At 67.2% G+C, this 14,638-nt stretch carries 14 protein-coding genes, 1 other RNA gene and 1 pseudogene; 4 read left to right on the forward strand and 12 right to left on the reverse strand.

The window, feature by feature from the left end; all coding sequences use genetic code 11:
• Positions 1-18: 18 nt before the first annotated feature.
• From Q0263_RS08835 to Q0263_RS08855, 5 genes and pseudogenes are all read right to left on the reverse strand, one after another.
• Positions 19-145, reverse strand: a pseudogene (locus tag Q0263_RS08835) (AzlC family ABC transporter permease); the annotation flags it as partial.
• Between the two features lie 23 nt (positions 146-168).
• Positions 169-1,875 carry a SulP family inorganic anion transporter gene (locus tag Q0263_RS08840; protein ID WP_298015401.1) on the reverse strand — a complete coding sequence of 569 codons (1,707 nt, stop codon included), beginning with the start codon at positions 1,873-1,875 and terminating at the stop codon, positions 169-171.
• A gap of 210 nt (positions 1,876-2,085) precedes the next feature.
• The gene (locus Q0263_RS08845) at positions 2,086-2,652 is read right to left on the reverse strand and encodes a cysteine hydrolase family protein (protein WP_298015403.1); all 567 of its coding nucleotides are present in this window, start codon (positions 2,650-2,652) and stop codon (positions 2,086-2,088) included.
• Between the two features lie 4 nt (positions 2,653-2,656).
• Positions 2,657-4,111, reverse strand: a complete 1,455-nt coding sequence (locus tag Q0263_RS08850) for an MFS transporter (protein WP_298015405.1) — start codon at positions 4,109-4,111, stop codon at positions 2,657-2,659.
• Between the two features lie 83 nt (positions 4,112-4,194).
• Positions 4,195-4,614: a VOC family protein gene (locus Q0263_RS08855; RefSeq protein WP_298015406.1), complete on the reverse strand. Its 420-nt coding sequence runs from the start codon at positions 4,612-4,614 to the stop codon at positions 4,195-4,197.
• Between the two features lie 122 nt (positions 4,615-4,736).
• Here Q0263_RS08855 and Q0263_RS08860 point away from each other — a divergent pair, with 122 nt between their 5' ends.
• Positions 4,737-5,432 (forward strand): TetR/AcrR family transcriptional regulator, encoded by a 696-nt coding sequence (locus Q0263_RS08860; RefSeq protein WP_298015408.1) that lies wholly within the window; start codon positions 4,737-4,739, stop codon positions 5,430-5,432.
• Between the two features lie 148 nt (positions 5,433-5,580).
• Positions 5,581-6,705, forward strand: a complete 1,125-nt coding sequence (locus Q0263_RS08865; RefSeq protein WP_298015410.1) for a Fic family protein — start codon at positions 5,581-5,583, stop codon at positions 6,703-6,705.
• Between the two features lie 46 nt (positions 6,706-6,751).
• Here Q0263_RS08865 and Q0263_RS08870 read toward each other — a convergent pair whose 3' ends face one another.
• Positions 6,752-7,606 carry a M23 family metallopeptidase gene (locus Q0263_RS08870; RefSeq protein ID WP_298015412.1) on the reverse strand — a complete coding sequence of 285 codons (855 nt, stop codon included), beginning with the start codon at positions 7,604-7,606 and terminating at the stop codon, positions 6,752-6,754.
• A 140-nt stretch (positions 7,607-7,746) separates the two neighbouring features.
• Positions 7,747-8,111, reverse strand: a transfer-messenger RNA (tmRNA) gene (ssrA, locus tag Q0263_RS08875).
• A 98-nt stretch (positions 8,112-8,209) separates the two neighbouring features.
• Here ssrA and Q0263_RS08880 point away from each other — a divergent pair.
• Positions 8,210-9,067 (forward strand): M90 family metallopeptidase, encoded by an 858-nt coding sequence (locus Q0263_RS08880; protein WP_298015414.1) that lies wholly within the window; start codon positions 8,210-8,212, stop codon positions 9,065-9,067.
• 27 nt (positions 9,068-9,094) lie between these two features.
• Here the strand turns inward: Q0263_RS08880 and Q0263_RS08885 are convergent, their stop codons facing one another.
• The gene (locus tag Q0263_RS08885; RefSeq protein ID WP_298015416.1) at positions 9,095-9,577 is read right to left on the reverse strand and encodes a VOC family protein; all 483 of its coding nucleotides are present in this window, start codon (positions 9,575-9,577) and stop codon (positions 9,095-9,097) included.
• Positions 9,578-9,686: 109 nt separating this feature from the next.
• Between Q0263_RS08885 and Q0263_RS08890 the strand changes: the two genes are divergently transcribed.
• Entirely contained in the window at positions 9,687-9,956 is a 270-nt protein-coding gene (locus Q0263_RS08890; RefSeq protein ID WP_298015417.1) for a hypothetical protein, read from the forward strand.
• Here the strand turns inward: Q0263_RS08890 and Q0263_RS08895 are convergent.
• Genes Q0263_RS08895 through Q0263_RS08910 form a run of 4 tightly spaced genes read right to left on the reverse strand, consistent with a single transcriptional unit; the run spans position 9,953 to position 14,579 of the window.
• On the reverse strand, positions 9,953-10,948 hold the full coding sequence (locus Q0263_RS08895) for a spore coat U domain-containing protein (RefSeq protein ID WP_298015419.1): 996 nt from the start codon (positions 10,946-10,948) through the stop codon (positions 9,953-9,955). The genes Q0263_RS08890 and Q0263_RS08895 overlap by 4 nt on opposite strands.
• The gene (locus Q0263_RS08900) at positions 10,945-13,278 is read right to left on the reverse strand and encodes a fimbria/pilus outer membrane usher protein (protein WP_298015420.1); all 2,334 of its coding nucleotides are present in this window, start codon (positions 13,276-13,278) and stop codon (positions 10,945-10,947) included. The genes Q0263_RS08895 and Q0263_RS08900 overlap by 4 nt, the downstream gene beginning before the upstream one ends.
• Positions 13,279-13,331: 53 nt before the next feature.
• On the reverse strand, positions 13,332-14,078 hold the full coding sequence (locus Q0263_RS08905) for a fimbria/pilus periplasmic chaperone (RefSeq protein ID WP_298015422.1): 747 nt from the start codon (positions 14,076-14,078) through the stop codon (positions 13,332-13,334).
• A gap of 39 nt (positions 14,079-14,117) precedes the next feature.
• Complete coding sequence (locus Q0263_RS08910; protein WP_298015685.1) at positions 14,118-14,579, reverse strand: spore coat U domain-containing protein; 462 nt, start codon at positions 14,577-14,579, stop codon at positions 14,118-14,120.
• Positions 14,580-14,638 lie beyond the last annotated feature (59 nt).

Below are 14,638 nucleotides of genomic sequence, written 5' to 3' on the forward strand. Positions count from 1 at the left end.
CAGGCGGCCAGCAGGGTGGTGAGGCGTGGCTGCCCAAAGCTGGATCGCCGCGAACTCGGACCCGCCCGCGAAATTCAGGCCGGTCATGCCCGGCTACTTCCACCGCCGACAGGCCGACCTGCGAGGCGTGAGGGCCGAGCGCCAATCACATAAGGACGCTCTTGTCCCCTACGCCCCGCCCATCCCCCGCCGAGCGGACTCCACAGCGCTGCCCGCATCCTTGCGGAATCGCGCGCCGGTGTCCCGGATGCCATGGCGCAGGAGCGTATGCCGGACAGTCCGGGTCGCCGCCACGAGATAGACCGCAGCGCCCCGGCGGCCGGCCTTGCGGGCCAGGTCTTCGATGATGGCGACGCCGCTCGAATCCAGCAGGGAAACCGCCGACAGATCGATGACGTAGGCCTTGGGCCGGTCGCCGATGCGGTCCAGCGCCGCTTCGACCGCCGAGGTCGCGCCGAAGAAGAACGCGCCGGTCACGCGGATCACCGCGATGTCCGAGCCCGCCTCGGCCGCCAGTTCCGCCCCCTCGGCCGCCTCGTCCGCCACGTCGTCGGAACGATCGTCCTCCACCCAGGGATGGACCTGTTCCACCGCCACGATCTGCGCCATGCGATGCATGAACAGGAAGGCGCTCAGGGCGAAGCCGATCAGGATCCCTTCGCTGAGGTCCCGGAAGATGACCAGCAGGAAGGTCACGAGCAGCACGGCGGCATCTCCCCAGGAGACCCGCAGCAGCCGCGCGAAGGCATGCTTCTCGACCATGTTCCAGGACACGACGGCCAGCACGCCCGCCAGCGCCGCCAGGGGGATGTAGGAGGCCGCCGGCGCCGCGATCAGCACGAACAGCAGCAGGAAGACGGCGTGCAGCATGCCCGAGATCGGCCCGCGCGCGCCGGAGCGCACATTCGTGGCCGTGCGGGCGATGTTGCCCGTCACGCAGATGCCGCCAAACAGGGGGGACGCCATGTTGGCCAGCCCCTGGGCGACCAGCTCGCAGTTGGACCGGTGCCGCCGCCCCGTCATGGAATCCGCCACGACGGCCGACAGCAGGCTCTCGATGCAGCCCAGCAAGGTGAAGGACAAGGCGCTGGGCAGCACGTCAATCACCTTCGCGTAGCTGATGTCGGGCAGATGGGGAACCGGCAAGGCCTGGGGAATGCCACCGAACTGGGTGCCGATCGTCGCCACCGGCAGGCCCAGCGACGCGACGCAGACGGCGGCCGCCGCGACCGCGATCAGGAAGGACGGCCAGTGCGGCCGGTAACGCCGCACCATGACGATGGCGCCGACTGTGATGCCCGCCACCAGGATCGCCATGGGACTGGCGGTCGGCAGGGCCCCGGCAAGCGCCTGCAGTTTCGGCAGCAGCGGTCCCGGCTCGTGTTCCAGCCGCAGGCCCAGCAGATCCCTGATCTGACTGGCGAAGATGATGACGGCGATGCCGGCGGTGAAGCCCACGGTCACCGGGTAGGGAATGTATTTGATGAAGGTGCCCAGCCGCAGGAATCCGATGGCGGCCAGCATCAGGCCGGACAGGAAGGTCGCCAGCAGGAGCCCTTCCACCCCGTGCTGGGCCACCGCCGCGGCCACCAGCACGATGAAGGCGCCCGCCGGCCCCCCGATCTGGAAGCGGCTGCCGCCGAAGGCCGACACGATGAACCCGCCGACGATGGAGGTATACAGGCCGCGATCGGGCGTCACGCCGGACGCGATGGCGATCGCCATGGAAAGCGGCAGCGCGACGATCGCCACCGTCAGGCCCGACAGCGCATCCGCCCTCAGGCTCGACAGGCCGTAGCCCTGCTTGAGCACCGTGAAGATCTTGGGCGTGTACAGTTCGCGAAAGCCGGGTTTCGCGGCGGGGGCTGCGTTCATATCCATCCTTTCAACTGCCGTGCGGGTGACGTGGCAGCAAGCGGCATGATACATCCAGTTGCGGGATCCGTTTGTCGCGAAAAAGGGAAGGACGATAAAAAAATAAACCCTTGAGAACCAAGGGTTTATGCCATCGACAATTCACAGCACGCTTTCCAGCCGCCCGGCCGCTCACAAATCGGCAAATGACGACCGGCGACGATTCTCCGACTAAAGGCCCAGTAGCGCATCCGATGAAACGACCGTGCAATATTCACCGTCGAGGTTGGCCAGCGACATCGCATGCACCTCGTCGGCGCTTCTGGGCGCCCCGTTCCAATCCGTCCTGGCGAACGTGAAGCAGCCGTCCGCCGCCAGGTAGGTCCGGAATCCCAGGTTGCCGGCCATGCGGACCGTCGCCTCGACGGAATTGTTCGTGATGACGCCCGCCACCACCAGCGCGGCGTGCCGCCCGGCGCGCAGCCGCGCTTCCAGATCGGTGCCGATGAACGCGCTGTTCCGATGTTTCGCGATGACCGGCTCGCCAGCGATGGGGGCCGTTTCGGGCTTGAACGCGTGGCCGGGCTGGCCCGGCCGGTAATGGGATCCGGGTTCGGTCGAGTCGTGCCTCACGTGCCACACCGGCCAGCCCCGGGCTCTCCAGCGATCCAGCAGACGCGCGACGCGCGCTTCCGCCTGGGGATTGTTTCTCGTCCCCCAGCTCGGATGATCGATCGCCCGCTGCAGATCGATCAGCAGGAGGACGGCGCCGGCGGCGTGTTCCAGGACAGGTTCCATGGCCTCACCCCTGACTGTCGCCGGCCAAGTCCGAACGCGGGCCGGCGGCTTCGCCCACCTTGCCCGGCAGGTACAGGGCGCCGATCAGCGCGGCCAGGACCGCGAACACCGCCCCGCCGATGAAAGCGCCGTGATACCCGGCATTCAGCGCAACCTCGGTCGGAAAGCCCATGGCAAACAGATCCGCCGAACGCGCCTGGGCCAGGCTGGCCAGGATCGCCAGGCCCAACGCACCGCCCATCATGAACGAGGTATTGACGACGCCGGAAGCCAGGCCCGATTCACCCGGACCCGCATCGCTCATGGCGGCCAGCAGCACGGGGTTGAACGCCATGCCGGCCCCCAGCCCAAGAAGGGTCATGCCGGGCAGGACATCGATCATGAAACTGCCCTGGATGGGCGCGCGGGCGAACAGGGCCAAGCCCATCGCCGCCATGACCAGGCCCAGGCAAAGCGGACGGCGGATGCCGAAGCGCAGCACGATCATGCCGGACAAGCCCAGGGAAAACGCCGCCATGATCAGATTGGCCGGAAGAAACGACAGGCCGACCTGGAGCGGGGTGTACTCCAGCACGCGCTGAAGATACAGCGCGGAAATGAAAAACCATGCGAACATCGCCGCGGCCCACAGCACGCCGATGACGTTGGACGCCACGATCACGCGCGAGCGGAACAGATGCGGCGGAACCAGCGGCGCCTCGGCGCGGATTTCGATGCGCACAAAAGCCAGGAACGCGACGAGCGCAAGCGCCAGAAGACCCAGCGTCCAGGCCGAGCCCCAGCCGGCCTGGTTGCCGCCGACGATGGCATAGACCGCCAGCATCAGAGACGCCGTCACCGTCACGGCCCCGGCGATATCGAGGCGCGCGCGGTTCACCGGCCCCTGCGCGGCCGGCAGCAAGCGCCGCGACAGCAGGTACACCGCCAGGCCAATGGGAAGGTTGACAAAGAAAATCCAGTGCCAGCTGAAGCTTTCGGTCAGGAATCCCCCCAGCAAGACCCCGACGCTGCCGCCGCCGGCGCCCACGAAACCGTAGACCCCCATGGCCATCGCCCGTCCGGTCACGTCGGGGAACAGATCCATGATGAGCGACAAGGCCACCGCGGACACGACGGCGCCCCCGATCCCCTGCACCACCCGGGCCGCGATCAGCCAATGGGGAAGATCGGACAGGCCGCAGCCGAGCGACGCCACGGTGAAAAGGAGCAGGCCGGCCAGAAACAGGCGCCGGTGGCCGTACAGATCGCCCAGACGGCCGCCGAGCAGCAGGAACCCGCCGAAGGTCAGCATATAGGCATTGACCACCCAGACCAGGGAAGATTCGGAGAATCCCAGATCCGCCCGGATGGACGGCAATGCGACGTTGACGATGGTCGTGTCCAGCACGATCATCAACACGCCCAGGCAGAGCACGGCCAGCGCGACCCAGCGTCGAGGCACATTCACGGCAAAATTCATCGGCGACTCCTTCGTCGGCGCAGGCCGGACAACCGTCCAGGGCGCGCGCCAGGCAGACACTTCCCAGGGGGAAAGACAGGCTATCAGAGCGGGTTGGGAACGATGACCATCCAGTGCACGCCGAACTTGTCGGCCACCATCCCGAAATGCGAGGCGAAGAACGTCTTGCCCAACGGCATGTTCACCTGGCCGCCCTCGCCCAGGGCCGCGAACATGCGCTGCGCGGTCGCGCCATCCGGCGCGGTCAGGACCAGCGACACCCCCTGGAACGACGGCTTGCCCGAACACATGCCATCGGAAGCCATGACCGTGGCGCCGCCGATGTCGAAGCTGGCGTGCAGGACCTTGTCCTGGTGTTCCGGCGAACCGCTGCACGGGCCGCCCTGTTCAGGATTGTCCTTGAATCGCATGAGATGCGTGATTTCAGCACCGACCGCTTCATGATAGTACGTCAAGGCCTCTTCGCAGCGGCCTTCGAAAATGAGATAAGGATGGATTTCCATGACGCCTCCGGGGGAATGGGAACACAGGAAAGTCGGCCGAAATGCGGCGGGACCGAGGACGGCGCACGCCATTGTGTACACCGTCCACTGAAATCATAATGGGATGGGTGTACAGTGTCCACATGAGGAACCATGCTGATACAAAAAAACTTCCGGCGCGCCGTCCCGAGCCGGCGGCTCCCGCCAGCCGCCCCCCCAGGGAGCGCGACACCTACCGTCACGGCGACCTGAAGCGCGCCCTGCTGGAAGCGGGCATGGCGCTCGCCCGGGAAGGCGGGCCGCAGGCCATCGTCCTGCGGGAAGCCACGCGGCGCGTGGGCGTGGTGCCCAACGCCGCCTACCGTCACTTCACCAACCGGGAGGCGCTGCTGCAGGCCGTGCGGGCGGCGGCCTTGTCCCAGCTGGCCCTGGCCATGGAAGACGAACTCGCCAGGCTGTCCCCGGAGATCCCCGCGTCGGCGCTCGCCCGCGCCCGCCTGCGGGCGATCGGCGCCGGCTACCTGAGCTTCGCGCGCAAGGAACCCGGACTGTTCCGCACCGCGTTCGCCATGCCCGACCGCGTCGAAGGCGATACGGATCCGGCCAAGGCAGGCCGCAGCGGGCTCAACCCCTTCCAGTTGCTGGGGCAGGCGCTGGACGAACTCGTGACGGCGCGCTCCCTGCCCCCGGAACGGCGGCCCGGCGCCGAATACCTGGCCTGGTCGGCCGTCCACGGCCTGGCCATGCTGATGCTGGATGGGCCGCTGCGCGGCCTGGCTCCCGACCAGGTCCGTGCCGTTGGCGAGCATTTGCTGGACATGGTGGAACGGGGGTTGTAGGTTCACGGCGGCCCGGCTACGTTCCCAGATCCCGTATTGCGGAAGCGACCACGCGCTCGGCGGCAGTGCGGCAAAAAGGTCGCTCTATCACCGCGTAATGTGCGGCGAATAACTTGCGCTTGCGGAGAATGCGATCCATAATCTCCGCATGAAAAGCGGTGATTACACCTACATCTGGCAAGCCAGCGACTGGCCAAGCTGGCGCTACGACCTGGCCACCCTGGCCCAGTCCTTGGCCGACGCCAGCCGCGCCCAGGGTCTGTTGATGGGACGACTGGCCGATGTCGGAATGGCTCTGCGCGACCAGGCCAGCCTGTCGGCGCTGACCAAGGACGTCATCAAGACCAGCGAGATCGAGGGCGAACAGCTCAACGTCGAGTCCGTGCGCTCCTCCATCGCCCGCCGCCTCGGCGTCGACATCGGCACCCTGGCCCCGGTGGACCGTCACGTCGAAGGCGTGGTCGAGATGGTGCTCGACGCCACAGCCAACTGCAACGCACCTATCACCCGGGACCGTTTGTTCGGGTGGCACGCCGCCTTGTTCCCCACGGGCTATTCGGGCCTGGTTCGGATCAACGTGGGCGGCTGGCGCGACGATGCCACCGGTCCGATGCAGGTGGTCTCTGGACCGCCGGGGTGCCAACGCGTGCATTTCGAGGCGCCGCCGGCTGACCGGCTGGAGTCGGAAACCGCCTGCTTCATCAAATGGGCCAATAGCGCGTCGAACGCGCCGCCGCTGATCAAGGCCGGGCTTGCGCACTTGTGGTTCGTCACCCTGCACCCGTTCGACGACGGCAACGGCCGCATCGCACGCGCCGTCGGCGACCTGTTCCTGGCCCGCGCTGACGGCAGCTCCCAGCGTTTTTACAGCCTGTCGGCGCAGATCCAGCGGGAGCGCAAGGCCTACTATGACATCCTGGAACGCACCCAGAAGCAATCACTCGATGTCACCGAGTGGCTCGCCTGGTTTTTCCAAACCCTGCATCGCGCCGTCGATCAGGCACAGCACACGCTCGACGCCGTGCTGTCCAAGACGCGGTTCTGGCAGCGCTGGGCGACAACACCGCTGAACGCGCGGCAGGTGAAGCTGGTCAATCGGCTGCTTGATGGCTTCGAGGGCAAGCTCACCAGCAGCAAATGGGCGGCGATCGCCAAGTGTTCGCCGGACACCGCGCTGCGAGACATCACTGAACTGCTGGCCCGTGGCATCCTGCGGAAATCAGATGCGGGTGGCCGCAGCACCAGCTACGAACTGAGCGACCCGCCAGGGTAAGCCGACCCGCCCGTCTTCGCTGTAAAAGTCTCGCAAATCGAACCAGTCACTGCGTGCGATCCAACACCAGCAAGGGATCGATGCGCGTCTGGAACCAGGTCATGCCCCAGTGCAGGTGTGGCCCGGTCGCACGCCCAGTCGCGCCAGCCAGCCCAATGACCTGACCCTGGCTCACCACGTCACCCACGTGGACATCGAGGCGGGACAGGTGCAGGAAGTTCGAGCCGATGCCATAACCATGGTCGATCAGCACTGTACCGCCGGTCAGATACAGATCGGGATCGGCAAATACCACCCGGCCGCTGGCTGGCGCCCTGACCGGTGTGCCGGTCGGGACGGCAATGTCCATCCCCGAATGCGGGGCGCCAGGGATCCCGTTATAGATGCGCCGGCTACCGAAGCGCCCTGAAACGCGACCGTGCACCGGCCAGATGAAGGCCTCGGCAAAACCCGTCCCGGAATCACTGCTTGTACGTGCCTCGGCCACCCTGGCCTGCTCTCGACGAATCCGGGCCGCAAGCTGCGGCGGAGGCGAGACCGTCTTGGGCGGCAGCCCGGCAACCCGCTCGACCGGCCAGTCGCGCGGCTGCACGGCCAGATCCACGGACAGGGCTGCGCCCCCGGGCGAGGTCACGCGCAGATGGAGGGGGCCGGTGGCATCGGCCGCGACACCAAACACCACGGTGCCATAGGGGGTGACGGCGAGCGTGCGCCCGTCATAGATCACCTGGCTTTTGGGGGCCACCTTGCCGATCACCATCGCCCCCTGCTGCACCTGCGCCGGGAAGACCACATCTTCGGTTGCAGCGCAGACGCTACCCGCCGGTGCAAGCAACAGCAACGTCAGGCACCAGAAAACCAGCGCCGGGCACCTGGCCCACACCGCCCTGATGTCCGGCATGCGGGCCCATCGCCCGACGCGGCAACGCATCGCAGACTTATTCAACACCATCGGAATCAACACCACGTGAACAGCCGTACCAACGGCATCGACTAGGCCCAAAAAAAATCCCAACCGATGAAGGTTGGGACTCTGGGAACTGGTGGAGCCGGGGGGAATTGAACCCCCGTCCGCAAGCCCTCTGCAAGTAGCTCTACATACTTAGTCGGCCTATTTTGAGTTTTAGCCTTGGATCATGCCGGACGACAGGCCCTTCCGCAGCGATTCACACTGATTTAAGACCCGACCCAGTGACCTGGCCGAACCCGATTCCCTGTAGATGACGCTGCTGTGGGTTTTACCCCACCCGACCCAGGGACAGATCGGTGCAGCGGCTCACCGCTTAAGCGGCCAGAGCGAAACGCTCGTCGTTGGCGTTTGTAGTTTTCCAGTGGATTTACGAGCGAACTGGTGCTCGGTATGCACTATCCTGTTTCGCGACCCACGTCGAAGCCAAATCGGCCCCAGGACTCTCCATTGTACCGGCATTTCCCGGGGAATGAAATTACAATCGGACCCCATGAGGATGCTCCGCAACACCATCGCCCCGCCCCGGAACCCGCCATGCTGCGCTGGCTGACGGGACGCGACGCCCGCGACCGGGAACGCGACCAGGCCCTGGCATCGCTGGACGAGCGGGTCTGGCCCGCGCTGCTGAAACGGCACGATTTCCTGCTCGGACTGAGCGGCCAGGAAACCGAAACACTGCGCCGGCACACCGCCTGGATCCTGGCCAACAAGGCCTTCCACGGCGCGCACGGCCTGCGGGTGACGCCGGACATGCGCCGCTCGATCGCGGTTCAGGCCGCCCTGCCGATCCTGGGGCTGGATACGTCCCTGTACCGGGGCTGGACGCAGATCGTGGTGTATCCGGGCGGCTTCCTGGTGCCGCGCACCGACACCGACGAGGCGGGCGTCGTCCACGAGTACGTCCAGGAAACATCCGGGGAATCCTGGGAAGGCGGCCCGGTGATCCTGTCCTGGGAAGACGCCCGCGCCAACACGGGCGCGCAGGCGAACGTAGTGATTCACGAGTTCGCCCACAAGCTCGACCAGCGCGCGGGCGGCGCGGACGGCATGCCGGGGCTGCGCGCGCACCGGGACCTGGACGACCGCCGCTGGCGCGAGGTGCTGGACGAGACCTTCGATGATTTCAACGACTGGCTCGACGAGATCGAGGCCGCCATCCCGCCCGACGTGGACCCGGAGTCCGACGAGGCCGCCCAGTGGTATGCGGAACTGCCGCTGGACCCCTATGCCGCCCAAGATCCCGCCGAATTCTTCGCAGTCAGCTCGGAAAGCTTCTTCATCGATCCCTGGGCCATGGCCGCCGCCTGGCCGGATTGGTACGATCTGCTGGCGCGGTACTACCGCCAGGATCCGCTGCGGCGCATGGAAGCCGCCGGCGTGCGCCGCGCCTGAAGGCGCGCGCCGGCCGAAGACTGCGCACTAGCCGCCGCGCCACGCTGCCTCGATCTTCGCCACGTCGATCTTCTCCATCTCCATCATCGCGTCGAACGCGCGCTTGGCCGCCACGCGATCCGGGTCCTTCAGCGCGGCCATCAGCACCCGGGGGGTGATCTGCCAGGAGATTCCCCACCTGTCCTTGCACCAGCCGCAGGCGCTTTCCCGGCCGCCGTTGCCGACGATCGCATCCCACAGGCGATCCGTTTCGGTCTGGTCCTCCGTCGCCACCTGGAACGAAAACGATTCATTGTGGGTGAACACCGGACCGCCGTTCAGGCCCAGGCAGGGGATGCCCATGACCTCGAAATCGACCGTCAGGACGTCGCCCTCCTTGCCCGAAGGGTAGTCGCCGGGGGCATGCACGATGTCGCCTACGGCGCTGTCCGGAAAAGTCTCGGCGTAGAACCGCGCAGCCTCCAGGGCGGCGCCGTCGAACCAGAGGCAGATCGTATTTTTGCTGCTCATGTCGTGCTCCTTGCACGCGCCTCACGGGGCGCTAAAGCCGGACAAACCACGTCCGTAAATAATACGACGGTCGGAACCCTCCCGGCCCCCTGGTTCGGAAGATGTCACGATGTTCAATCGATTCACGAGCGTTTGGTTGCTGGCTGGCGGCCTCGCCCTGTCACAAGCGGCGGCGGCAGCAGCGTCCGCGCCGGCCTCGCTGCACGTCGGCCTGACGCTCCAGGATTCCTGCACGGTCAAGCCGGATGCCAGACCCGCCGCCCGGCCCCATGTCAGCTGCGAACTGAAGCAGCCGTTCAAGATCACGCCGCGGACGGAACCCAGGCCCGCCCCTCAAGCCAGGGTCCTGCCCGGCACGGTCTGGACGATCGAATTCTAGAAGTTGACGGTCGCGATCACCGTGTCACTGTAGGTGCCCGGCCGCGGCGTGGCTTGCGCGGGGACGGTTCCGAACACCCCCACGGTCTGCGCCTGGCCGGTGCCCGTCCCGGACACCAGGGAAGTCCCGCCCGTGCCGTCGCCCCAGATCACGCTGCGCGCGGCGGCGGTGTACAGCTGGTACCGCACCTGATCGCTGCCGCCCACGCGCTGCATGCGGCGGGCAAGGACGTCGCCGCCGGCCCCGCCGCTCAGCGAAATCCGCCAGGCATTGCCGTTCGTGCACCGGACGTTCAGGCTGCTGCTGGCCTGCAAGGCCTGGCTCAGGACGCCGACCGAACCGAAATTCAGGTCCGTGGCGCTGATCGTGCAATCGTTGATGACCTGCGCCTGCACCACGAAGGGGAACGTGGCGACCGGCAACACGCTGCAGGCCGGAGTGCCCGAGGAGTTGTCGAAACTCACGCTCAAGGCCGTATGAACGCCGCTGAAATTGTCCAGGTAGGTGCTGGCCACGCCATTGATCAGGGGAACGGAGGGCTGATTGGCCGCGATGCGGCCGTAGTAGCTGACGGTGGTCCTGGCGGTCCCGCCCGACGAGGCGCTGGGGTTCCTGAGCGCGGGAACCGCAATCGGGCTGTTCACCAGAATGTTCAGGACGGAGCCCCAGATCTGCGAACGGGCGGCGTCCCGATAGAGGTTGAATCTCATGGTCTGGCCGCCATTGGCCAGATAGCGGGGATTGAGGCTCGTGGAACTGGTGCCGCTGCCCAGGCTCAGGCACACATGCGCATAGGCCCTGGATGAGCCCGCCTGCGGGGGCCATTGGCATGTCACCGCCACGGATCCCATGGCGTCCACGGCCGCGAGACGGATCGGGCTGACGCCGCCGAAATCCATGGCGCTTGCCGAGGCCGAGCAGCTCTGCGCCCACGCGGGCGCGCAGGCCATCGCCGCCATGCCGAGAACGATGGCGCTCCAGAACCGCTTCATGGCGTCGCCTCCCCTTCAGGCACGCACGACAGCGGGCCGATCGTCGGTATCCGCCCTCCCGGGTTGCCCCGATAATCGAACCGCACGGAGCAGACGCCACCGTCGGACTCGACGCGCAAATGATTGACGGCGCTCAGGCGCTTCACGAAGGCTTCTCCCCCGTAGCCGACGATGGTCGATTCGCCGGTCTCCTCGTGACGGACCAGCGATCCCACAGGCAACGGCTTGCCGTCCGGACCGTCCAGCACCACGGTGGCGGCGCGATACGTGCGCAGGGGGAACCGGACCAGCACGCCGGACCGGTCCCGGGGCACCACCACGCGCGACGGATCCTCGACCCGCGTGTCGGCCGGCAGGTTCAAGCCGTCGACGGCGATCTGATTGCGCTGGTAAGGATTCAGGTCGGGCACCAGGAAGTGCCCGCTGCCGTTGGTGACGCCGATCACCCGGTTTTCATGCAGCACGGGCACGTCGCTCACGCCGTCCGTGGACACCATGGCGAAACTGTCGTCGATGCGGCGCGACCACTGCAGATCGCCGTCCATCAGCACGGCGGCCCCCGCGGCCTCCAGGGAAAATCCCCCGCGCCCGTCCACTTCCTGCGCCTGGGCGGTCAGTTCGCCATAGCGGCCGAGATACCGCGCCTGGGCCTGGTTCCACCGCAGCATGGCATTGCGGCCGCTCTGCAGCCCCCAGCCCCAGCCGCCGGCATAGTCGGGAGTCCGTATCGCCGACGCATTCAGGCTGGTTTCCCCATTCTGCCGGCCCGCATAGGCGCTCAGGGACACCTTGTCGTCCAGCGCGATGCTCACCCCCAGCATGACGCCTCGTTCGCGGCTCGCGCCGAAATCCTGATAGGCGCTCAGGTTCAGGGAAGCATGGCTGTTCAAGGCCAGGTTGTAGGCCGCCGAGCCGATGCGGGAGGCCGGTTCGCCGGCCATCTGGTAATGGATGTAGCTGAACGCCATCGTGCCGCTGCGGCCCAGCGGCAGGGACAGCGTCGCCCTGTCGGTCCGCCGGGGGGCGGGGGCCCCGCTCGCCGCGCCCAGGTCCCGGTATTCCCGGAATTGCCGGATCGTCTGCAGGTCCAGAGAGAACTCCGGCTGTATCCACTGATAGCCCAGCGCAAGCTGCGCGCCCGAGCCCCGGCCGGAACTGCCGGCCACGGCGGCATTGACCACGCCCTTGGAGCCCAGCCGCACGAGCCCGCCGACGCCCGCCTCGTACAGGCCGCGCGTGGCTTCGGCATGCGCCTCCAGCGTCAAGGCATCCGACAGCCCCCTGCGATAGGTGCCGCTGGCGGCGGGCGAGGAATCGTAGCTCCACGAATCGAATCCATAGCGCTGGCGCAGAAAACCCGCTTCCACCGAATAGGCGGACAGCCCCGGCGCCAGCATGCGCTGGTCGATGTACAGCGGCATGCTGACCGTGACGGTGCGCCCCAGCGCATCGCGCGTCACGATGGTGGCATTGCCTCCCCCCGTGATGCCGGGCATCTCGGCGAGCATGAACGGTCCCCCGGGCACCTGCGTGCTCAGTTGCCGCACGCTGTTGACGTAGAGGTCGACCGTGGACGGCACCGTCGCCGACCCCGTGAACACGGGCACCGGAAAGGTGACCAGATCGGGACGCAGGGAGAAATTGCGGCTCCATTGCAGCCCTCCCAGGCGCACGGACCGCGTCCAGTCCAGGCCGCCGGAAATGGCGTCTCCCACCACCAGCGTCCTCAGGGTGTCGGGATCGGAACGGGTCCAGGAGGTGTCGAAACGGACGTAGCGTTCGCCCTGCGGATCCCAGTAGGCGGCGCCCGTGCTTTCCAGCACGCCCGCGGGACTGAAGTAGCGCAAGTCCTGCCACAGCGACAGCTGGTCCGTGTCGAAATACTGGTAATACGCGTCGTAGTTGAGCACCAGACCGCGCCCGGCCGTGGACGGCAGGCTCGTGGCCGGGGCGACGCCGTACTGATAAGGCAGCAGCAAAGAGCCCGGCGCCCGGATGTCCACGGATTGCCGGCCTGCATGGTAGGTGTAGCGCAGGCCCGGAATGCCGTCCAGCGCGCGCGGGGCCGCCCCCGAACCCGGCGGGATGTTCAGCCCCAGGGCGCGCAGGTCCGCGGGCGCCGCCAGCAGCCGCTCGCCCTGCAGGACGAAGTGCGTCACCGAACCCGCGGGCCGGCCATTGAGCGTGACAAGCAGATACACGTCCTGCGCGCCGGCCAGGCCGAGCCGGGTCGGAACGAGTCCATCTGGCGCGCCCTGAGCCATCGCCGCGTCCGCCGCCAGGACCCAGACCACCAGCACGCCGCACAGACATCCCGCGCCCTGGCGCATCCAGGCCGGTCTCCCGACGCGGAAAGCGGGGGCTGCGGGCGTGCGCCGCACACTCACCGCCCCGCACCGCACCCGCCCGAGCCCGGCCGGACGTCGACGGCTTTCTCGACGGCGCCCGCGTTGACCACCGCATGAATGACAGCGCGCTTGCCCAGGCGGGCGTTCGCGGGAAGATCGAGGTCCCAGATCCGATGGCGGCCCGGCAGGACGTAGCCCAGCAAGCCGGGTTCGATATCATGCCGCCGCCCGTCCGCGCCCGCGATCCAGACGGTATTCAGCCGCGCATGGAGCGCCCCGGCATTGTCCGCCCGCAGGCGCCAGCGGCGGTTCTCGCATGCCAGAGACCAGGAAAGCTCCGGGCGGTCGCGGGCCGTCAGGCCATTGTCCAGGAACACCGGCACGGAATAGCGCATGCGGATGACGACGCCGCTGCGCGGCTGGGTCCGCGGATCGGGGATCTCGTCGATCAGGATCCGATAGCTGTCCTCCTTGACTGGCCTGGCCGCCTCGCCGGCGACGCGGACGATGCGCACCACCTGCTGCGCCCCGGGCGCGATCTGGAGCATGGGAGGGCTTGCGACCACCGCCCGCGTGGGCAAGAGCCTGTCCTCTCCCTCCCGCTGGTCCCATTCGAAGACGCGCAACTGCCCGTACAGCGGATGCTCGCCGACGTTGGACAGCGTCATGGCGGCTCCCCGGACCCCGGGAGCCATCTCGATGGTGACAGGGGAAATCTGCAGCGTGGCGGCCGTCGCGGCGGCGGCGCAGGCCCAGGCGATCATGCCGGCCGCGACCCGCATCCCTCCGATCCGGGCCATCTTCTTAAGGGGCGCCACCGATCAGAAATACACCGTTGCCGTCACGGTATCCTTGTAGGTGTCCGGCGCGGGCGTGGCCTGGGGCTTGATGCGGCCATAGACCGTGAGAGCCTGCGCCGTGCCATTGCCCGCGCCCCCGACCGTGTCCGTCGCCTGGGTATTGCCCCAGACCGTCGAGCGCGCCGTGTCCTGGTAGAGCTGATAGGCCACCGTCGCGCTGGTCTTGCCGCCCGTCATCAGCCGATTGGCCACGGTGGCACCGGCGCCCAGCCCCGCATTCAGACCCACCTGGTAGGGCGTCGTGTTGCTGCAGGTGACCGACACGGTCGTCTGCGCATCGACATTGGCGCTCAGAACGCCTTTGGCGCCGAAATTCAAGGGGTTGGCCGCAATGGAGCAATCGGCCTGAATGGTCAGCGTGACGTCAAAATTCGCCGTGGCTGTCGCCGCATGCGCCTGGTTCATCAAGCCGCATCCGGCCATGACCGCAACGATCGCACCCGCGCGTTGAATGATTGCCATCCCAAAGTCTCCTCTTTCGC

Source organism: uncultured Castellaniella sp., from assembly GCF_937988725.1.
GTDB lineage: Bacteria > Pseudomonadota > Gammaproteobacteria > Burkholderiales > Burkholderiaceae_B > Castellaniella.